We start from the raw sequence: 19,143 nt of genomic DNA, 5'->3' as shown, positions 1-19,143 counted from the left end.
ATGCGTGCAATTTTAGTAGATGATGAAGTAGCCAATTTAGAAAATTTAAAAATTTTACTCAATAAGCATTGCCCCGGAATTAAGGTGATTACAAGTTCGACCAATGTTGATGATGCCTTTACACAGGTTATTTTACACCATCCCGATTTACTTTTTCTGGATATCCAAATGGGAAAAACAACAGGTTTCGATCTGTTGAACCTGCTTACCGAAAAAACTTTTGAAGTGGTGTTTGTAACCGCTTATGATCATTATGGCATCCAGGCCGTAAAATTTGCCGCTTTGGATTATCTGCTCAAACCAGTTGATCCCGAAGAACTGAAAGCAGCAGTAGAAAAGGCCCAAATTAGGATTAAAAACAAAATACAGAGCGAACAGCTCAATTTTTTACTGAGCCAGATCAAAAAAAATGAGTCAGGCAGTCCGAAAATTGCATTGCCCCAGCAACACGAAATACGTTATGTTTCTATTGATGATATTGTTCGTTGTTTGGCCGATAACACCTATACCTTTTTCTTTTTAAGCAATGGTGATAAAATCCTGATTTCCAAACCACTTAAAGAATATGCTGATCTGCTTAAACCACAAGGTTTTGTGCGGGCACACCAAAGCCATCTCATAAACCCGAAATTTGTAAAAAGCTGGCTAAAAGAAGATGGCGGAACGTTGCTGATGAGCAATGGCGATAAAATCCCTGTAAGTAAACCGAACAGGGAAATGGTAAAAGAGGTATTGGGGAAATGACTTTTCAAACCTTGCAGGTTTCACAAATCTGCTAGGTTTAATAAATGCAATACTAAAAGCCTGGCGCTTAATCCTCATCAAAATCCACCCAATCCTCAATGTTGGTTTTTAAATGTATAACGCGTAATTACTTTCGCTAAACATTTAAATCAATCAATATGAAACAGTTATTAATTTTATTCTTTTTTATTATTTCTTTTGGGATTGAGGTAGCCCACGCCATCACTATTGGTGTGCCTGAACTGATTATTCTGCTAATTGTAGGCTTTATTGCAATTGCTGGGGTGACCGGTTTTGTTTTATTATGTTTACATTTAATTAAAAAGACGAAGACTACTAAAAATGAGAAATAGAATAATTTTGGGGTTGATTTTTATACTTGCATTTGGCATTCAGATTGCTCGTGCCGCTATGTTGGGCACGGCCGAAATAATTATACTTTTAGTAGTGGGCATTTTGTTTTTAGGTTTCATTTTTGGAGTGATTATGCTGATCTACTATTTGATCAAAAAAAGCCGTTCGCAACCTCAAATAGCACCCAATAACGTTGCAATAAATTTTACCCAGCCCACGGCCTATCAAAATCCGACTGTAGAGGAAAAGGTTGATAAAAAAGAAGATGTTAAGGTAAATGGCCGGATTGCTTTGCCACAGCAGAACGAAATCAGGTATGTTAGCCCTGAAGAAATTATAAGGTGCGAAGCCGATAACAACTATACCAATTTCTTTTTTAGCGATGGGGACCAATTGTTGATCTCAAAATCACTGAAAGAGTATTCCGATCTGCTTAAACCGCAGGGGTTTGTCCGCTCGCACCAAAGCCATCTCGTAAACCCAAAATTTGTTAAGAGCTGGTTAAAAGAAGATGGCGGAACGCTGCTAATGGATAACGGCGATAAAATTCCGGTGAGCAAACCCAATAGGGAGATGGTAAAAGAGGTATTGGGGAAATAGTTTTTAAAATAATTGCGTCATTGCGAGGCACGAAGCAATCTTAAAGCACTCGCATATAGCGATCGTTGTAAGATTGCTTCGTCGTTCCTCCTCACAATAACGAATCTTTGTTTTTTAAACCTTACATTTTTGTACTTTTGCGGCTATGTCAGTTATTAAACCCTCACTAGCAAAAGGTACCCGCGATTTTTCTCCGGTTGAAATGGTAAAACGCAATTTCATTTATGATACCATTAAAACAGTTTTCAGGAAATATGGTTATGCAGAAATCCAGACACCAAGTTTTGAAAATCTTTCTACCCTAACCGGAAAATACGGCGACGAAGGTGATAAACTGATTTTTAAAATTTTAAATAGCGGGGAGTATCTTAAAGATCCAAAAAAGAAATTATTTGATTTTGCTGAAGAAGATAATAGCAATAAACTGATCCCCTTAATCTCGGAAAAAGCTTTACGCTACGATTTAACCGTGCCTTTTGCCCGTTACGTGGTAATGCACCAGCACGAAATTACCTTACCTTTTAAACGTTTTCAGGTTCAGCCTGTTTGGCGTGCCGATCGTCCGCAAAAAGGCAGGTATCGCGAATTTTATCAATGCGATGTAGATGTAGTAGGTTCTGAAAGTTTATTAAACGAAGCTGAATTTATTCTGATCTACAACGAAGCTTTGAGCAAACTGGGCTTAAAAGATTTCAGCATCAAAATCAATAACCGGAAAATTTTATCAGGCATTGCCGAAATTATTGGTAAGCCAGATTTGATTATCGATATGACAGTAGCCATCGATAAACTGGATAAAATCGGTTTGGATGGCGTTAGTAAAGAATTGTTAGAACGTGGTTTTACTGAAACTGATTTGGAAAAACTCCGTCCGGTAATTTTATTAGAAGGAAGTAACGAAGAAAAACTGACCAGTTTAAAAGAAGTTTTGGCGCAATCAGAAACAGGTTTAAAAGGCATTGCCGAAATTGAACAGGTTTTTGAATATGTAGAAAGCCTGATTTCTTATGGTTTACCATTGGTTGCCAAATTGGAACTGGATATTACCCTAGCCCGTGGCTTAAATTATTATACCGGCTGTATTTTCGAGGTTAAAACCAACGAAGTAGCCATGGGTAGTATTGGCGGTGGTGGTCGTTATGATGATTTAACAGGCATGTTCGGTTTAAAGGATTTAACCGGCGTGGGTGTTTCTTTCGGTGCCGACCGCATTTACGATGTACTAGAAGAATTAAATCTTTTCCCTGCTTCAGCAGAGGTTGGAACAAAAGTATTGATCAGTAATTTTGATGCAGAAGCCGAAAAGTACGCTTTACCGATTGTTCAGCAGTTTAGAAATGCAGGTATTTCCGCAGAATTATACCCAAGTTCAGCAAAACTGAAGAAACAGATGGCCTATGCCGATGCGAAGAACATCCCTTATGTAATTTTAATCGGAGGCGATGAAATTGCCAGCGGAGAACTTACTTTAAAAGATATGCAAAGTGGAGAGCAGAAAAAGTTAACTGTTTTAGGCATACTGGAGTTGTTGAAATAGAAGTTTAATTAACCACAGAGATCATTGAGTTTTCACGGAGTAAACAGAGGCTGATAAGTTCTCTAATTAGAAGTTAACTTAGTGCGCTCTGTGCCTTATCTCTGTTGCCTCTGTGGTTAAACCTAACGTCCAACCCGTAATAAAATCGGGAAATGTACATCTTTCTCTGCATCATCACCCCAGGCTTCTTTTAGCTCGGTAAACATATATTCAAGGGGGTTCCGCTCATTGGCCTTTTTATAATGCTGCAGCGAAGACCAGGTATTTAAATAACCAATTAACTGGTTAAAATTCCAGGTGGTTTAATCTGGAAATGTGGCGCAATTATTTCTTCAAAAGGGAAAGGGATGGTTTTATAGCCTTCCTCAATATAGCGGCGTTCGCTGTCCCAATATTTGCCCAAAATATCTTCGTAAAGTTTGTGGACAGCCTGATCTACTTTTTTATCGATAAACATAATCCCATAACCAATTACCGCAAAAAGTCCATCAGGTTTTAGTGTTCGCTTAACCTCCGCATAAAAGGCTTCAAAATTAAACCAATGGATGGCCTGTGCTACCGTAATCAGATCGAAACTGGCATTGCCAACTGAGGTTTGTTCTGCAGGTTCAACTTGATAGGTAATATTAGGCAGATGTAAAGCATTTTTTAACTGGTTCTCGCTGATATCTGTTGCATAAACTGCATTAAAATGCTGTGCCAGCACACGGGCAACCTGACCATTTCCTGTAGCGCAATCCCAGGCTGATTCTTTGTTTTTTACCAAAGTAAACAGATAATCGTACAATTCTTGCGGATAAGTTGGCCTGTATATGGCATAATCGGCAGATTGGGTAGAAAAGTTATCTTTCATTTTATTAATGATTGAATTTTGAGTGAGAGAAGGAGTGAATTGGAATAAATGGTAATGACTCAGCCTTTCTTTATAAAATTATCATATTTTTGAATAACAAGTGGTGCTGATTTAAGTTTCGTTTCGGTATTCAAATCATTCAAAATTCACTCGTTCAATAACTTTTTACCATGGAAAAAACAGTACGCCAAGAAGAAATTAGGGACGTTGAATACAGGCTGAAATCTATTTTCGGAGGTTCAGTTGGTAATCTGGTTGAATGGTACGATTGGTATACCTATTCTGCTTTTGCGCTATATTTTTCTCCTGCCTTTTTTCCGAACAGCAATCCAACCGCACAGTTATTGGATACCGCAGGGATTTTTGCGGTAGGTTTTTTAATGCGGCCTATTGGTGGCTGGTTATTTGGCAGTATTGCCGATAAACTGGGACGGAAACGATCGATGACACTTTCTGTACTCATCATGGCCATAGGATCATTGATTATTGGCTTAACGCCGGGCTATAAACAAATTGGAATTGCAGCTCCGTTATTGTTAATTTTTGCGAGGCTGATTCAGGGTTTGAGCACTGGTGGCGAATATGGAACTTCAGCCACCTACCTCAGCGAAATGGCCACCAAAAAACACCGGGGATTTTATTCGAGTTTTCAGTATGTAACTTTAATCGGCGGGCAACTGCTGGCTTTGGGCATTCAGTTGATTTTACAAAACTGGTTACTTACCCCGGCAGAATTGCACGATTGGGGCTGGCGCATTCCCTTTTTTATCGGTGCAATACTTTCTTTCATCGCTTTATATCTGCGGAGGCATATCGACGAAACGGCTGCTTTTAAAAGTAAAAGTTCAGCAGATAAAAAAGGAGGTATTGCCGTATTGTTGAAATATCCGAAAGAAGTTTTTACGGTTGTGGGTTTAACCCTCGGCGGAACCATTGCTTTTTATACTTTTAGTACCTACATGCAGAAATTTCTGGTTAATACCGTGCACCTGAGTAAAGAAACCTCCACAACATTATCATTTATTTCCTTACTGGTTTTTGCCATTATGCAGCCTTTATTTGGTTTATTGTCTGATAAAATTGGCCGGAAGCCCTTGTTAATCGGGTTTGGTATTTTAGGTACGCTATGTACCTATCCAATTTTAACAGGTTTAGCTGGCGAAACGAACACCACAATTATATTTTTATTGATGATTGGTGCTTTGATTATTGTAAGCGGATATACCAGTATTAATGCTGTGGTTAAGGCAGAATTATTTCCGGCCGAAATCAGGGCTTTGGGCGTAGGCTTACCTTATGCTTTAACAGTTGCCATTTTCGGCGGAACGGCAGAATATTTTGCGCTGTGGTTTAAAAATATAGGGCACGAAAGTTACTTTTACTGGTACGTAACTGGATGTATTTTAATTTCGTTGATTTTGTACACCACCATGAAAGATACCAAACACCACTCGAAGATAGAGGACTAGATTTTTTTGAAGCATGGTTCCCTCGTAACGTCATTCCCAACTTGATTGGGGATCGTAATGCAGGTAAAGGCTAACGGTTATAGAATTTGGAATCCAATTATTCAGTATTGTATTGTAATGCGCATTCTGTTTCCCACTTGCGTGGGAATGACGCCGGATAATCTCCCTGTCATTCAGTGCTTCCGTGGCAAAAAAACTAACTATACATTACAAATAATTACTCACTTCAATTAAATTCATATCCGGATCGCGTAAATAAATAGAGATAATTTTTCCATTTGCCCCCGTCCGTTCTACCGGTCCCTCTTCAATTTCGATGCATTTTTCTTTCAGTTCGTGCATTACTTCACGAAGTGGAAAATCGGTAATAAAGCATAAATCAGCAGTACCAGGCATCGGTTTAAAAGCTTTGGGCTCAAATTCTGATCCATATTGGTGAAGATTAATTTTTTGATTGCCGAATTTCAATGCCTTTCTGTTTTCGCCAAACTCAATAACCTCCATTCCTAAAGCCAGACTGTAAAATTTACACGTACTTTCTAAATTGACAACGGTTAATACAAGGTGATCTAAATTTTTGATGTCCATAATAATAAATTAGAACTAAAGCATTCCTCCTTTTGTTTTAACGTAAAGACTGATGCTTCCGATATTTGGTTAGTAAATTATCGACAAACAAAATACTCAATTTTTATATATTTACCATTATGCAAAACCTGCCTCCTTTAGCCGAACGTATGCGCCCTCAAAACCTCGATGAATATGTTGGGCAAAAACATTTAGTCGGAGTTGGAGCGGTATTACGCAAAGCCATTGAAAGCAGTCAGCTGCCATCTATGATTTTCTGGGGACCTCCCGGAGTAGGAAAAACCACTCTGGCCTATATCATCTCGCAGGCATTAGATCGTCCGTTTTTTAATTTGAGCGCGATAAACAGTGGTGTAAAAGATATCCGAGAGGTAATAGACCGGGCTGCACAATTAAAGGACAGCTTTTTGGGCCTGCCCATTTTATTTATCGATGAGATTCACCGTTTTAGCAAATCACAACAGGATAGTTTGTTAGGGGCAGTTGAAAGAGGTTTGGTTACTTTAATCGGCGCCACAACCGAAAATCCATCTTTTGAAGTCATTTCCGCTTTGCTTTCACGCTGCCAGGTTTATATCCTAAAATCCCTAACTGAAGAAGAATTGGCTGGTTTACTGCAAACAGCAATCAAAAAGGACCAGGTACTTTCAGAGAAAAAAATTACCATAAAGGAGCATGAGGCGCTAATCCGTTTATCTGGCGGCGACGCCCGCAAACTGTTAAATGTACTCGAAATCGCCATTAATGGTATTGGTGGGAATAAAATGGTGCTCACCAATGAAAACGTTCTCGCGCATGCACAACAAAACCTGGCTTTATATGATAAGGCCGGGGAACAGCATTACGATATCATCTCTGCCTTTATTAAATCCATCCGTGGAAGCGACCCCAATGCCGCTGTTTATTGGCTGGCGCGGATGATAGAAGGTGGCGAAGATCCGCTTTTTATTGCCCGCAGGTTATTAATCCTTTCTTCAGAAGATATTGGCAATGCCAATCCAAATGCCCTTTTACTGGCCAATAATTGTTTTACTGCCGTAAACGTAATCGGTTATCCCGAAGCAAGGATCATTCTATCACAGTGTGTAACGTACCTGGCCAGTTCGCCAAAAAGTAATGCTTCTTACGAGGCCATTAACAAGGCCCAGGCTTTGGTTAAACAGACCGGAAATTTGCCTGTACCTTTGCACATTCGTAATGCGCCCACCAAACTGATGAAAAATATCGGTTATGGAAAAGATTACCAGTATTCGCATGGTTATGAAGGTAATTTTTCGCCCCAGGAGTATTTCCCTGACGAATTAAGCGGTACAAAACTTTACGATCCGGGTAAAAATGCTGCTGAAGAGAAATTGCGCGAAAAATTGAGGCAAAATTGGAAAGACAAATACAAATATTAGTGTAACATTTTCTCCGGAATGCATACTAATAGGTATATTGACTAAAATCAAACACCTAAACTTAATATGCTGAGTACTTTTTTAAGCCATCAGAGAAAATCTTTCTGGCGATCACGGAACAAGGGCAGTAGTATTGCTGGCCAGATTGTTTTGGGTTTCTTTATGCTTTACTTCTTTGCCATAGCCGTTGGCGTTGGTTTTGGAATGTCGCATTTCCTGCCAAAAATTTTCCCAAACAAAGAGGTAATTTCCAGTTTTAACGGTATTATCCTCTATTATTTCGCATTCGATTTTATCATGCGTTTGCAGTTTCAGGAGCTGCCAACCCTTAGTATTATTCCTTATCTGCATTTAAGGATTTCGAGAAGCAAAATCATCAGGTTTTTAAATGTAAAAGCGCTGTTTTCCGCATTTAACCTATGGCCATTTTTTATCTTCCTGCCTTTCTGTTTTATTAAGATTTTACCAGCGTACGGCATCCTGGTTACACTAATGTATATCGTTTCGATATTTTCGGTGATGGTTTTTAACAACTACCTCGTGCTGTACATTAAACGAAAATCGATTACCAATACCCTGTATACCTTTTTCGGATTAGTTGTTATCGCTGCTTTTGCTGCATTGGAATATTACAAAGTAATTTCGATTATGGCCGGTTCTGATGAGGTATTCAGGGCCATCGCTGCTCATCCATTTTATGGCTTTGCCTTTACCCTGGCCGCGGCGGCTATATTTTACATCAATTCTAAATTTTTGCGTAAAAACTTATATGTAGAAGAGTTAAGCACTAAACAGGAGAAAAAAGGCAGTACCGATTATGCTTTCCTCAACCGTTTTGGTAAGGTTGGAGAATTGGCGGCTCTGGAATTAAAATTAATTCTCCGTCATAAACGCCCGCGCTCTGCGGTGATTCTGGGTTTCTGTTTTCTTTTTTATGGATTTATTTTTTACAAAGAAAAAGCCATTAATAGCGATGCATTTGGTCAGATGATGTTCGGCGCCATTTTCATGACTGGTATATCCATTATTATTTATGGTCAGTTTATGTTTGCCTGGCAAAGCGCCCATTTTGATGGGATATTGGCTAATAAAATCAATTTTAAAGATTACATCAAGGCTAAATTTCTACTTTTTACCATTGGTTGTACCATTATTACGGTACTGGCCAGTTTTTACGGGTTTTTAAGCCCTAAATTATTGCTTTTGCATTTAGCTGCTTATTTGTATAATATCGGTTTTGGCACAGTGGTAGTGCTTTATCTTGCTACCTTAAACTATAAACGGTTGGATATTACCAAAGCAGCAAGCTTTAACTACCAGGGCACAGGAGCTACACAATGGCTTTTAATGTTTCCTTATGCACTTACGCCCATTTTAATTTACTTACCATTCGGCATATTGAATAAACCTTATTGGGGATTAGCTTTAGTAGGAATATTTGGTTTAGCTATGCTCCTGCTAAGGGGTTTCTGGGTAAATTACATTGCAAAACGACTTGAAAAACAACGATATAAAATAGCCGAAGGCTTTAGAGAATAATTATGATTTTAGAAGTTAAGAAATTACAAAAAGTTTATGGCGATAAAACCGTTGTAGACATTGCAGATCTAGAGATTGCTGCCGGCGAAACCGTAGGTTTGGTAGGGAATAATGGTGCTGGTAAAACCACTTTCTTCCGCATGCTTTTAGATCTCATCAGGCCAACAACCGGCGAGGTTTTATCAAAAGGCGAAAACGTAATGCAGAGCGATAACTGGAAAAATTATACCGCATCGTTTCTGGATGAAGGTTTCCTGATCGATTATTTAACCCCCGAAGAATATTTCATTTTCATAGGCAGTTTACACAACCTCAGCGTAGCCGATGTTTCTGCTTACCTGAATCAATATGGTGAGTTTTTTAACAGCGAAATCCTGAACAGTGGCAAATACATCCGCGATTTTAGCAAAGGTAACCAGGTTAAAGTGGGTATTGCTGCAGCTTTGATGCAAAAACCCGAAATTTTAATTTTGGATGAACCTTTTGCCAACCTCGATCCAACCACACAGATTCGTCTAAAAAAACTATTAAAAGATCAGGCAGGCAGCATGACTACTTTTATTTCCAGTCACGATTTAAATCATGTTACCGATGTTTGCAGCCGGATTGTACTGGTAGAAAAAGGAAAAGTGATTAAAGATTTCAAAACAGACGAAAATACGCTAAAAGAGTTAGAAAGTTATTTCTCCGCTTAGTTTTATGTACTAAGAATGATACATTATGATAGAGTCCCGACCAGTCGGGACTCTTTTTTTGTATGTAAGATTACTCTTTGTAGCGAAAATTGGTCGAAATGGGCATAAAATACACTTTAAAGAGTTTTTTGGCATTGTGTTTGAATGTGTCGGGTAGAAATTATAAATCTAGCATATCATGAGTATTTCAAAAGTAAGAATAGCGACATTAAGTATAGGATTAGCCGTAGGATCAATGGCATTCCAAAGTTGTGATAGTTTAACTAAAACACAAAAAGGTGCCGGTATTGGTGCTGCTGCTGGTGGTGTTATTGGTGCATTAATCGGCAAAAAGGCTGGTAATACAGCAGTAGGAGCCTTAATTGGTGGTGCTATTGGTGGTACAGCAGGTGCTTTTATCGGCCGTAGAATGGACAGGCAGGCAGCTGAAATCCAGAAAGCTATTCCTAACGCAGAAGTTATTCGTGAAGGCGAAGGTATTATTGTAAAATTCGACAGTGGTATTTTATTCGATTTCGATAAAACTGCGCTGAAAGATGCTGCTAAAACAAATGTACAGAGCTTAGCTTCTTCATTAAATCAATATCCTGATACAGATATCAAAATTATCGGTCATACCGATAGCCGTGGTACCGAACAATATAACATGGGTTTATCCGAAAGAAGAGCAGCAGCAGTTAAAGCTTATGCCGTTTCTCAAGGTGTGCCAGCAGCAAGGTTAGTTACTATTGGTAAAGGTTTTGCTGAGCCAATTGCAGATAACGAAACTGATGCAGGCCGTGCAGCTAACCGTCGTGTAGAAATTGTAATCGTTGCAAACGACGCGTTAAAAGCTTCAGCACAAAAACAAGGATAATATCGCAAATTCCCTCTACCTATGAGGTCATTATATATGCAGCCCCGGTGTACATCCACCGGGGTTTTTTTATTTTTGAGCGTTCGGTTGTGGTGTCTGATGTTACCATCTGACACATAATGAGTTAATTAGTTTCTTTTTTTGAAAAGCAGATTCCTGTACTAATCGGTTTCGAAAGCCCTTCTATTCGCTCTACTGCATGCCGCTGCCATCAGGTTTAGTTAACTTGAGACAGTGCTCTACACTAAACTGCCCTGCAACCCCAAATAGTTGCACTGGCAGAATTTCTTAAACGGGATTGAAGCGTCATCCTCCCGATCCCGATTCTTCATCGGATTGGGAGATACAGCGAAAAGCCCGACTAACATTAAAAAAAGCAGATGATCCTGCTTTTCAAAACCTTTAAATAAATCTTCGAATAGATTTGTGTTGGATAGGAATACCCAATACCACTATGGATACCGTGTAGTCTGATGTTACCATCTGACTGAGTAGATCTGTGTCAGATAGAAATATCTGACACCACGGATAGCACGATACAAATTTACTCCGTAGAATAAATATCTTCAAAGTAGCTCACCACGAGCGATTTCATCAGCATTTCCTGTTCCAGCATGGTATAAGGCGGAATGGCTTTTATTAATTTCCAGTGCGGCCAGCCGTCCTGGTCTAAACCTTCCAGTTCGTAGAAACCCATTTCGCTCAATAAACGACAGGTAGCGATGTGCATCAGTTCTTCCTTTTGGCGCTTACTGTATTTCTTAGGCCCTTTGCCCAGTTCCTGCACGCCGATGAGAAAAAGCATTACCTTTAAATCAGGAAAATCCGAATCAAATTCATTCGAAATCCTTTCCTGTAAAATTTTCCATTTAGCATTAATCTCCGACGGTTTCATATCCTGCAAAGATAGTGTAAAAACGTGTAAGCCTTAAGTAAAACGTTTAGGCTTTTTAACACTTAAGCTTGAATGGTAATGGTATTTTTGGTTACATTTATAACCTATGAATACGAATATCAATAAAACAATTAATGCAGGTTTATTAGCTTATGGCATGTCTGGAAAGGTTTTTCATGCACCTTTTCTAAATGCACACGATGGTTTCAATTTAAAAGCCGTGGTTGAGCGGAGCAATAAAAATGCAGTAAACGATTACCCCAATATTACAAGTTATAATAGCATTGATGAACTTTTGAATAATGTGGAAATAGAACTGGTGGTGATTAATACCCCAAATAACCTTCATTACGAACATTCGAAAGCGGCATTAAATGCACATAAAAATATTTTGGTTGAAAAACCTTTTACTGCTACCACTGCGCAGGCAAAAGAACTTTTTGAACTGGCTGATAGCGTTGGCAAACAGATTTTCTTTTACCAGAACCGCCGTTGGGACAGCGATTTTACGGCTGTTAAAAAAGTATTAGCAAGTGGTAAGCTGGGCAAATTAAATGAAATGCACCTGCGTTACGATCGTTACCGTAATGTAATCGGGCCAAAGGCATTTAAAGAAAACCCGGTCGAAGCCAGCGGACTGCTATATGATTTAGGTCCGCACCTTTTAGATCAGGTGATCAGTTTATTTGGCAAACCATTACATTTTCATAAAATTTTGGGTAAAAATAGGGTAGGTACTTTGGTTGATGATTATTTCACGATTCAATTAAGTTATCCTAACAGTGTGAATGTTTTTGTAACCTCGAGCATGTTGGTGGTAGATCCGCAAGCGGCTTTTGTTTTGCATGGCGTTAACGGAAGTTTTATCAAACAAAGGGCCGATATCCAGGAAGAACAATTGCTGGCTGGCATGAAACTAACTGATGCAGGTTATGGTATCGAAGCCGAAGGTAAAGATGGTTTGTTAACTACCATTGATGCCGATGGGAATAAAACCGAAGAAATTATCAAATCAGAAGTTGGGAATTATTTGCCGCTTTTCGAAGCCATTTATCAATCAATTACAAATAATAAACCATATCCTGTTACCCGCGAAGATGTATTGGCCCAGCTAGAAATTATCGAAAGCTAACGTCCATCTGTGTAATCCTTTAAATTGGTATAATCACCCTAAATCTGTGTAATCTTTATTATGAACTCGCTACCATTTGCTTATTTAATCCCGATTTTTTTGATTGCCCTTTATCTTATCTTAAAGAAAAAGAAGGTCGCAATTGAGCCTTTAACTGAGGTAGACAGGAAAATACTGGATGATTATGTAGGTTATTACCATAATCTCGATTCGACAGATAAACTTAAATTTGAGCAAAAAATAGCTGCATTTTTCAGCGCCGTTAAAATTGAAGCTGTAGGTTTAGAAATGACCACTTTAGATGAACTGCTGATTGCCTCGAGCGCAGTAATTCCGATTTTTGGTTTTGACGACTGGCAATACAAAAACCTGACCAGCGTTTTATTGTATCCGGATACTTTTAACAAAGATTTTGAGTTTGAAGGAGGAGAACGAAACATTATGGGCATGGTAGGTACAGGTTATATGAACGGACAGATGATTTTATCGCGTTCAGCATTGCGCCATGGTTTTTCTAAAAGCGCCGGGAAAGAAAATACAGCCATACACGAATTTGTGCACCTTTTAGATAAATCGGACGGGGCAACTGACGGTGTTCCGGAGAATTTAATGGCACATGAATATACTTTGCCATGGGTTAAAATGATGCATGAGGAAATTGCAAAAATTGAAGACAATAAATCGGATATTAATCCTTACGCCATTACCAATGAGGCCGAATTTTTTGCCGTGGTTTCTGAATATTTTTTCGAAAAACCAGAGTTGTTAAAAAATAAACATCCTGAATTGTATTTTCAGTTAAGCCGAATTTTTGCACAACAACCTGCCGGTTAGTATGAAACATTCAAAGAAAATATTTGCTGCACTAATCTGCAGCGTAATTTCGGTCAGTGCATTTGCGCAGAAAACTTATGTGCTTCGGCAAAACTATCCAACGGGTTATAAATACGATTTCTCTATCAATTCCGATCAGATTATCAACCAGAAAATTGATGGTCATGAGATACACCTGACCCAGAATATTGGTACGGATTATACTTTTGATATTACCGATGGTCATAATGGCGAAAAAGATGTTAAAGTAACCTATAATAAGATTTTTATGAAATCGGTTGCCATGGGTACCACCATGACCTATAATTCGGATGAACAAGACAGTACGAAGAAAAACCCCTTCAGCGGATTAAAAGGTGCTTCTTTTTTTATGACGGTAACACCAAACGGTGGAATTAAAACGGTTGCCGGGATTGATAAAATGCTCGATAACATGGCAGCAAAGATGAGCAACGATACCAGCGAGGTAAAACAGATCAAAAATGAGTTAAGCAAACAATTTAGCACGGATGTGGTGAAACAGACCATGGAATCGTCCTTTAAAATTTATCCCGGTAAACAAGTTAAAATTGGCGATAGTTGGACGGTTGATACAAAATTGCAGATGAGTATGCCGATTGAAACCCTTACGCAATATACTTTGAAGGAAGTAAAAGATGGAATTGCGATCCTCAGTGTTAAAGGTACCTTGTTATCAAAAGGAAGTTTTGAAGTGATGGGAAACCAAATGGAAACCGATTTACAAGGGACCAATTCAGGAGAAACCTCGCTTGATATTAAAACCGGGATTGTGCTGAACAGTCACCTCCGTATAGAGTTGTATGGCAAAATGAAATCGATGGGAAAAGACATTGATTTCGAAATGCAGGGGATTAATAAAATTGTAGGGAAGGAGGTAAATTAGATTTAGCGTTGTCGTCATTCCCAACTTGATTGGGAATCTTAATACTTTACAGTGTTCGTTATAGGCTTTAGGATTCCCGCATGCGCGAGAATGACGATTGCTCAAAAATATTTACATTACAAACTACCTGTTAAAGCCACCAGAAATTCCGTCGGAATTTCGATATGCGGAATATGTCCGCAGGCATCAAATTCAATTATTTTAGCCCCAATAATTTTGGCTGCAGTCTGCTTTCCTAAAAGCTTGTATTGGCCATGAAGTGCCTGTTGATCTGGTGTAAGCAATCCTTTACCCACAATGGTTTTATCTTCTTTTCCAATGAACAAAACAGTAGGAACCTTTAAATTCTGAAATTCATATACCACAGGCTGTTCATAAATCATGGTATAGGTTAACGCTGCAACTTTAGCCCAACGTGGGTAATCAGAACTATTGGTTACGCCTCCGGCAATATTCACCAGGTATTCGTATTCAGGTTTCCAGTATGTAAAATAAGAACCCTGATAATATTTTCGAATGCTTTCTGCAGTGGTTTTAAGTTCGGTTTGGTATTGCTGTGTTGTAGTGATGTAAGGGATAAAAGTTTTATAATCTTCAAGGCCTATCGGATTTTCGAGCAACAGTTTTTCTGTGGCTTCGGGATACATTAAAGCAAAACGGGTAGCCAGCATACCACCCATGCTATGACCTAAAACCACTGTTTTTTGCACGCCGAGGGTATCCAGTAATTTTTTATTCCACGCGGCCATTTGATGGAAACTGTAGTGAATAAATGCTTTGGATGATTTGCCAAAACCAATCTGATCGGGTACAATAACACGATAACCGATACTGGTTAAGGCTTTAATTACATTGCCCCAATAATAACCGCCAAAATTTTTACCATGAAAAAGGATCGCTGTTTTTCCATTCGCCGCTGATGTTGGCGCCACATCCATATAGGCCATTTTAAGATCTTGTCCCTCGGTATTGATGGGGAAATATTTAACCGGATAGGGATATTTTACATTATCTAAAGTGATGGAAAGAGTGTCTGTTTTTTGAGCTTGTACCTGGCTAAGAACGAATAAGCTGAGGGCAAATAGGAAGAAATATTTTTTCATTGATGGGTAATGATGTAAAACTAAAAAACTAATTGGCCCAAGTTAAACCTTTGCCAATTAGTTAGCTTAAAAATCATGCCCTTTTTACAAAAGCGGAACCAAAGATTTTATTTATTTCTTGAAAAGCTGCTTAAGCAGAGGCGTCGGGATTTGTAATGTTGTAGCATCCGAAAAATCAGCCGTAAAGGTTTTTAGATTAACATTTTGCAGTTTTACCCTTGATGTATCGGTTGTTTTGATACTCAGGTTATCAAAAGGGAAAGGTTTTTGTTCGTTCTCGTCCATGTTTCCGATTTCAATTTCTGATTTATCTGCAATAATGTACAGGTCTTTAAAGCCATTGGTAAAACCACTAAATTTGGTTTTATTCAGGTTAAGATAAAGTTTCCCGATTTTAGTTGGGTTGATTGCACTTGTGATTTTTCCAGTTGCATCGTTATTAGTAATGTCGCCGGTTAAAAATAGGTCTTCAGTGTTATCCACGTTCAATGTTATAGAATCTGAATGGGCACTAAATTCTAAAATGTTCGAATTTGCAACCGAAACCTCGTTAATAGCCGGGCAGTAAATCACAATAACAATTTTTTCGATGCCATTATCTTCGGTAAAATTTTTAATCGAAAGCTGGAGTACACCATTCGCATCTACCTCATACTTTAAATCATTTTTAAATTTGTCCTGAATTTTAATGCCATATTTGCTATCCTGTTTTATATAAAGCTGCACATTAAAATGTTTGGCATCTTTAAACTGGATGGCTTTAAATGGTGTTTGTAAAGGAATAGTTAACCTATCTTTCGATTTCTGTTCAAAAGTTTCATTATTGATGATTTGTGTTCCGAAATAGGTGTCATCAGGTCCTTTTTCTTTATAATTTACCTTTGCATTTATGGCCACAACTATAATCGGTATTGCGATTAGTAGTACCGCGAGGCTGATTAATAATTTATTACTTGTTTTCATCTTCTTAAGCGTTAAAATTTTCTTTTACAAATGTTTTGTATTTGCCCTCTAATTCATCAAAACCGATATTCAATAAATAAATGTTCCTGAATACCACAGGAAGTTCATCTTCCATAAATTGTACCTTCCGGTAGCTTTTTACATGCTCTATCGCATCATCAGTGATGAAAAATCCGATGCCCCTTTTATTGTTGATGATATTTTTATTCTGCAGCAGTTCGTAAGTGCGCATTACCGTGTTGGGGTTTACCTCAAGTTCAACGGCCAATTCCCTAACTGAGGGTACTTTTTCTTCGGCTTTCCATTTTCCGAGCAGGATATGTTCACAAACATATTCTGCAATCTGAAGGTATATTGCCTTATTATCTCTAAATTCCATGTCGATACCGTTTAAATTTAAACTTCTTTTTCTTTAAAGCGGATGTAGGTAATCGCCCAGGTGATGATGGTGATGATGCTTGTTACCAATAAAAGTGCCAGCAGGATTCCATCTTTGTCATCTTTCCTATAGCTGTGATGATAGGGAACCTTACCTTCCATTATCCACATCGAAAACTTAACCACCAGATAAGATGCGAGTCCGATAAAAACCATTAGAGACAATGCTGTTTTGATGTAATGGAAACGGTTAAAATAAATCGAGCCTAAAAGGAATACGCTGGTAACAAGAAATGGAAAGGCGAAAAAGTACCCGCAATATTTTCTGTAACCCACATCATTAAATACCTCTTGGGTAATAGACTCTACTGCCTTAAGCCCGGCACGGTTAAAAGCACTAAGATGGCCGTTCAGGTATTTTACAAAGGCAAGGTCTGTTAGATAAAAAATCAATAAATAGCTAAACAGGCTTATAACAGCAGTGTATACAACACCTGCCATGAATTTTTCGAATACCGAAGCAGGTGTCATCAGCTCTAAAATAGCCCTCGATTTCTGTCCAAGGATGTTGAAGTAACTATTGGCAACTATGCTGATGAAAACAAAACCCAAAATAAGGAAAAGGGGATAACGGAAACGCATATCGAGGTTGCCGTCGTAGTCTAAATAATTATCTTTTAATGGCGAAGGGATATTATAGCCATAAAAGCCAACTACAATTCCTAACAGTACCACAAGACTGATCAGGTAAATTTTTCCAAAATCAAGCCATTGTCTTTTAAGCAATAAGCCAAATCGATTAATATTAAATGTGTTGTTCATCGCTTAACTGAATAGAGGTTTAAATTTGATTTTTTCTGCGAGTATGGCATTAAAAAGTAGCTCCATATCTAATTTGCTTTCTTCCTGGTGATAGTTCGGCATTACAGCGTTATAACCAGAGAGGGATGGCTCAGCATAAATAATGCTGTCATCAATTTCCTTTACTTTTTTAAAGGTCAATTTTGCCGTAATTTCTTCTACAGAAGCTTTTAGCGCAATATCATTTTCATCAAGCATAATTACGGTGTCGATCAGGTTATCCAAATCCCTAACCTGGTGGGTAGAAATGATGATGCAGCGTTCATCTGTCATGGCAGAAGCCATAATTTTTCTGAATTGTGCCTTTGATGGAATATCTAAACCATTGGTAGGTTCATCCATAATCACCAGTTTTGCTTTTGTGGCCAGTCCGAATGCGATAATTACCTTTTTCTTTTGTCCATAGCTCATATTGATGAGTTTCTGTTCAACCGGTACATCAAATTCTTTAATCAGATCCGTAAAATATTTGTGGTCGAAGTTTTTGTAAAATGGGGCATTTGCTTTTAGATAAGCATCAATTTTTACCGCTGGCAAATAAAACTCCTCTGGTATAAAACATATCTGTTCTAAAAGCGCAGGTTGCCTTTTAGCAGGATTGTAGCCCATAACATCCAAAGTGCCGCTTTGTGCATAAACCAAACCCGCCAGGTTTTTTAACAAGGTGGATTTACCCGCACCGTTTTTTCCAAGCAAACCATAAATATGGCCATTGCTTAAGCGCATGCTCATATTTTTAAACAATGGCTTGTGTTTACTGTAGCCAAAATTAAGATTGTTAACGTTGATCATATCTACTGTATTAGTTAAATAATACACTAAAGTATGATGTTGTTTGGTCATCTCCAAATTATTTCGAAAAAATGTTTGGCGGAGAGCGTTTAGTGGTTGGCGTTTTAATGCGATACGTGCAACGCCAACCGCCTTGCGCTAGGCGCTAAATACCTGGCTCCGCCACGGAACGGTAAAATCTCCGTTTAATAATTGTTGCATTAAAACTTCCTTAACAGGAGATTGTATGTTTGTAATACATCGATAGTATATGGATACAAAATGGGCATACCTACTTAGCCGTTTAGCAGTGGGTTTAAGTTTTTTCGGACATGGTTTGGCACGTTTACCAAAACTTGCGGGTTTTAGCAACTGGATGGCCGGACAATTTTCAAAATCGTATTTGCCCGATGCCTTGGTTATCCCCTTCAGTTATATTTTGCCTTTTGCAGAATTTATAGCGGGCTTAATAATTATTTTAGGCTTATTTACCAAACAGGGATTATTATTTGCCGGTTTGATTTCTTTAGCATTAATTTTCGGTACAACAGTGATCGAAAACTGGGAAGCTTTGCCCTCTCAGCTTATCCATGTGGCATTTTTATCGGTGTTACTCGCTTACCTGCCACGTAACAGTTATGCGGTTGATAAACTCATTAAAAAATAA

At 38.4% G+C, this 19,143-nt stretch carries 21 protein-coding genes; 13 read left to right on the top strand and 8 right to left on the bottom strand.

Annotation, left to right across the window (positions count from 1 at the left end; all coding sequences use genetic code 11):
* The 4 genes from R2R28_RS16315 to hisS all read left to right on the top strand — a co-directional run bounded on the left by R2R28_RS16315 (position 1) and on the right by hisS (position 3,235).
* Positions 1 to 744, top strand: a complete 744-nt coding sequence (locus R2R28_RS16315) for a LytTR family DNA-binding domain-containing protein (protein WP_316826751.1) — start codon at positions 1 to 3, stop codon at positions 742 to 744.
* A 158-nt stretch (positions 745 to 902) separates the two neighbouring features.
* Positions 903 to 1,097, top strand: coding sequence for a hypothetical protein (locus tag R2R28_RS16310; protein WP_316826750.1), 195 nt, complete (start codon positions 903 to 905; stop codon positions 1,095 to 1,097).
* Positions 1,087 to 1,698: a LytTR family DNA-binding domain-containing protein gene (locus R2R28_RS16305; protein WP_316826749.1), complete on the top strand. Its 612-nt coding sequence runs from the start codon at positions 1,087 to 1,089 to the stop codon at positions 1,696 to 1,698. The genes R2R28_RS16310 and R2R28_RS16305 overlap by 11 nt, the downstream gene beginning before the upstream one ends.
* Positions 1,699 to 1,843: 145 nt before the next feature.
* Positions 1,844 to 3,235, top strand: coding sequence for a histidine--tRNA ligase (hisS, locus tag R2R28_RS16300; protein ID WP_316826748.1), 1,392 nt, complete (start codon positions 1,844 to 1,846; stop codon positions 3,233 to 3,235).
* Positions 3,236 to 3,512: 277 nt separating this feature from the next.
* Here the strand turns inward: hisS and R2R28_RS16295 are convergent, their stop codons facing one another.
* Positions 3,513 to 4,088 (bottom strand): class I SAM-dependent methyltransferase, encoded by a 576-nt coding sequence (locus tag R2R28_RS16295; RefSeq protein ID WP_316826747.1) that lies wholly within the window; start codon positions 4,086 to 4,088, stop codon positions 3,513 to 3,515.
* 170 nt (positions 4,089 to 4,258) lie between these two features.
* Between R2R28_RS16295 and R2R28_RS16290 the strand changes: the two genes are divergently transcribed.
* Positions 4,259 to 5,557, top strand: a complete 1,299-nt coding sequence (locus R2R28_RS16290; RefSeq protein WP_316826746.1) for an MFS transporter — start codon at positions 4,259 to 4,261, stop codon at positions 5,555 to 5,557.
* Between the two features lie 207 nt (positions 5,558 to 5,764).
* Here R2R28_RS16290 and R2R28_RS16285 read toward each other — a convergent pair whose 3' ends face one another.
* Positions 5,765 to 6,145 carry a VOC family protein gene (locus R2R28_RS16285; protein ID WP_316826745.1) on the bottom strand — a complete coding sequence of 127 codons (381 nt, stop codon included), beginning with the start codon at positions 6,143 to 6,145 and terminating at the stop codon, positions 5,765 to 5,767.
* A gap of 119 nt (positions 6,146 to 6,264) precedes the next feature.
* Between R2R28_RS16285 and R2R28_RS16280 the strand changes: the two genes are divergently transcribed.
* The 4 genes from R2R28_RS16280 to R2R28_RS16265 all read left to right on the top strand — a co-directional run bounded on the left by R2R28_RS16280 (position 6,265) and on the right by R2R28_RS16265 (position 10,635).
* Complete coding sequence (locus R2R28_RS16280; protein ID WP_316826744.1) at positions 6,265 to 7,545, top strand: replication-associated recombination protein A; 1,281 nt, start codon at positions 6,265 to 6,267, stop codon at positions 7,543 to 7,545.
* Between the two features lie 66 nt (positions 7,546 to 7,611).
* Entirely contained in the window at positions 7,612 to 9,084 is a 1,473-nt protein-coding gene (locus R2R28_RS16275) for a DUF5687 family protein (RefSeq protein ID WP_316826743.1), read from the top strand.
* A gap of 2 nt (positions 9,085 to 9,086) precedes the next feature.
* A complete protein-coding gene (locus R2R28_RS16270) occupies positions 9,087 to 9,779 on the top strand; it encodes an ABC transporter ATP-binding protein (RefSeq protein WP_316826742.1) in 693 nt (230 codons plus the stop codon).
* A gap of 178 nt (positions 9,780 to 9,957) precedes the next feature.
* A complete protein-coding gene (locus tag R2R28_RS16265; protein ID WP_316826741.1) occupies positions 9,958 to 10,635 on the top strand; it encodes an OmpA family protein in 678 nt (225 codons plus the stop codon).
* Positions 10,636 to 11,179: 544 nt separating this feature from the next.
* On the opposite strand, the gene R2R28_RS16260 is transcribed toward R2R28_RS16265, so the two are convergent.
* The gene (locus R2R28_RS16260) at positions 11,180 to 11,530 is read right to left on the bottom strand and encodes a hypothetical protein (RefSeq protein WP_316826740.1); all 351 of its coding nucleotides are present in this window, start codon (positions 11,528 to 11,530) and stop codon (positions 11,180 to 11,182) included.
* Positions 11,531 to 11,636: 106 nt separating this feature from the next.
* On the opposite strand from R2R28_RS16260, the gene R2R28_RS16255 reads away from it, so the two are divergent.
* From R2R28_RS16255 to R2R28_RS16245, 3 genes are read left to right on the top strand one after another with little or no spacing between them, the layout of a single operon-like run.
* A complete protein-coding gene (locus R2R28_RS16255) occupies positions 11,637 to 12,662 on the top strand; it encodes a Gfo/Idh/MocA family oxidoreductase (RefSeq protein ID WP_316826739.1) in 1,026 nt (341 codons plus the stop codon).
* A 60-nt stretch (positions 12,663 to 12,722) separates the two neighbouring features.
* Positions 12,723 to 13,496: a zinc-dependent peptidase gene (locus R2R28_RS16250; protein WP_316826738.1), complete on the top strand. Its 774-nt coding sequence runs from the start codon at positions 12,723 to 12,725 to the stop codon at positions 13,494 to 13,496.
* Position 13,497: 1 nt separating this feature from the next.
* Entirely contained in the window at positions 13,498 to 14,400 is a 903-nt protein-coding gene (locus R2R28_RS16245) for a DUF6263 family protein (RefSeq protein WP_316826737.1), read from the top strand.
* Between the two features lie 116 nt (positions 14,401 to 14,516).
* On the opposite strand, the gene R2R28_RS16240 is transcribed toward R2R28_RS16245, so the two are convergent.
* The 5 genes from R2R28_RS16240 to R2R28_RS16220 all read right to left on the bottom strand — a co-directional run bounded on the left by R2R28_RS16240 (position 14,517) and on the right by R2R28_RS16220 (position 18,548).
* Positions 14,517 to 15,503, bottom strand: a complete 987-nt coding sequence (locus R2R28_RS16240) for an alpha/beta hydrolase (protein ID WP_316826736.1) — start codon at positions 15,501 to 15,503, stop codon at positions 14,517 to 14,519.
* 111 nt (positions 15,504 to 15,614) lie between these two features.
* Entirely contained in the window at positions 15,615 to 16,466 is an 852-nt protein-coding gene (locus tag R2R28_RS16235) for a hypothetical protein (RefSeq protein WP_316826735.1), read from the bottom strand.
* A gap of 4 nt (positions 16,467 to 16,470) precedes the next feature.
* Positions 16,471 to 16,845 (bottom strand): GntR family transcriptional regulator, encoded by a 375-nt coding sequence (locus R2R28_RS16230; RefSeq protein WP_316826734.1) that lies wholly within the window; start codon positions 16,843 to 16,845, stop codon positions 16,471 to 16,473.
* A 17-nt stretch (positions 16,846 to 16,862) separates the two neighbouring features.
* The gene (locus R2R28_RS16225) at positions 16,863 to 17,666 is read right to left on the bottom strand and encodes a hypothetical protein (protein WP_316826733.1); all 804 of its coding nucleotides are present in this window, start codon (positions 17,664 to 17,666) and stop codon (positions 16,863 to 16,865) included.
* A 3-nt stretch (positions 17,667 to 17,669) separates the two neighbouring features.
* Positions 17,670 to 18,548 carry an ABC transporter ATP-binding protein gene (locus R2R28_RS16220; RefSeq protein ID WP_316826732.1) on the bottom strand — a complete coding sequence of 293 codons (879 nt, stop codon included), beginning with the start codon at positions 18,546 to 18,548 and terminating at the stop codon, positions 17,670 to 17,672.
* Between the two features lie 199 nt (positions 18,549 to 18,747).
* Between R2R28_RS16220 and R2R28_RS16215 the strand changes: the two genes are divergently transcribed.
* Positions 18,748 to 19,143: a DoxX family protein gene (locus R2R28_RS16215; RefSeq protein WP_316826731.1), complete on the top strand. Its 396-nt coding sequence runs from the start codon at positions 18,748 to 18,750 to the stop codon at positions 19,141 to 19,143.

The organism is Pedobacter miscanthi, assembly GCF_032678605.1.
GTDB classification, from domain to species: Bacteria; Bacteroidota; Bacteroidia; order Sphingobacteriales; family Sphingobacteriaceae; genus Pedobacter; species Pedobacter miscanthi_A.
Note: the sequence above shows the minus strand (reverse complement) of the source record. Positions and strands in the feature narration are given on the sequence as shown.

Bases quoted from the DNA above. Each gene is read 5' to 3' on its own strand.
- R2R28_RS16215 (WP_316826731.1), top strand. From the start codon at position 18,748: ATGGATACAAAATGGGCATACCTACTTAGCCGTTTAGCAGTGGGTTTA.
- R2R28_RS16255 (WP_316826739.1), top strand. From the start codon at position 11,637: ATGAATACGAATATCAATAAAACAATTAATGCAGGTTTATTAGCTTAT.
- R2R28_RS16305 (WP_316826749.1), top strand. From the start codon at position 1,087: ATGAGAAATAGAATAATTTTGGGGTTGATTTTTATACTTGCATTTGGC.
- R2R28_RS16280 (WP_316826744.1), top strand. From the start codon at position 6,265: ATGCAAAACCTGCCTCCTTTAGCCGAACGTATGCGCCCTCAAAACCTC.
- R2R28_RS16235 (WP_316826735.1), bottom strand. From the start codon at position 16,466: ATGAAAACAAGTAATAAATTATTAATCAGCCTCGCGGTACTACTAATC.
- R2R28_RS16265 (WP_316826741.1), top strand. From the start codon at position 9,958: ATGAGTATTTCAAAAGTAAGAATAGCGACATTAAGTATAGGATTAGCC.
- R2R28_RS16220 (WP_316826732.1), bottom strand. From the start codon at position 18,548: ATGACCAAACAACATCATACTTTAGTGTATTATTTAACTAATACAGTA.
- R2R28_RS16230 (WP_316826734.1), bottom strand. From the start codon at position 16,845: ATGGAATTTAGAGATAATAAGGCAATATACCTTCAGATTGCAGAATAT.
- R2R28_RS16295 (WP_316826747.1), bottom strand. From the start codon at position 4,088: ATGAAAGATAACTTTTCTACCCAATCTGCCGATTATGCCATATACAGG.
- R2R28_RS16315 (WP_316826751.1), top strand. From the start codon at position 1: ATGCGTGCAATTTTAGTAGATGATGAAGTAGCCAATTTAGAAAATTTA.
- R2R28_RS16290 (WP_316826746.1), top strand. From the start codon at position 4,259: ATGGAAAAAACAGTACGCCAAGAAGAAATTAGGGACGTTGAATACAGG.
- R2R28_RS16275 (WP_316826743.1), top strand. From the start codon at position 7,612: ATGCTGAGTACTTTTTTAAGCCATCAGAGAAAATCTTTCTGGCGATCA.
- R2R28_RS16225 (WP_316826733.1), bottom strand. From the start codon at position 17,666: ATGAACAACACATTTAATATTAATCGATTTGGCTTATTGCTTAAAAGA.
- R2R28_RS16250 (WP_316826738.1), top strand. From the start codon at position 12,723: ATGAACTCGCTACCATTTGCTTATTTAATCCCGATTTTTTTGATTGCC.
- R2R28_RS16310 (WP_316826750.1), top strand. From the start codon at position 903: ATGAAACAGTTATTAATTTTATTCTTTTTTATTATTTCTTTTGGGATT.
- R2R28_RS16270 (WP_316826742.1), top strand. From the start codon at position 9,087: ATGATTTTAGAAGTTAAGAAATTACAAAAAGTTTATGGCGATAAAACC.
- R2R28_RS16240 (WP_316826736.1), bottom strand. From the start codon at position 15,503: ATGAAAAAATATTTCTTCCTATTTGCCCTCAGCTTATTCGTTCTTAGC.
- hisS (WP_316826748.1), top strand. From the start codon at position 1,844: ATGTCAGTTATTAAACCCTCACTAGCAAAAGGTACCCGCGATTTTTCT.
- R2R28_RS16285 (WP_316826745.1), bottom strand. From the start codon at position 6,145: ATGGACATCAAAAATTTAGATCACCTTGTATTAACCGTTGTCAATTTA.
- R2R28_RS16260 (WP_316826740.1), bottom strand. From the start codon at position 11,530: ATGAAACCGTCGGAGATTAATGCTAAATGGAAAATTTTACAGGAAAGG.
- R2R28_RS16245 (WP_316826737.1), top strand. From the start codon at position 13,498: ATGAAACATTCAAAGAAAATATTTGCTGCACTAATCTGCAGCGTAATT.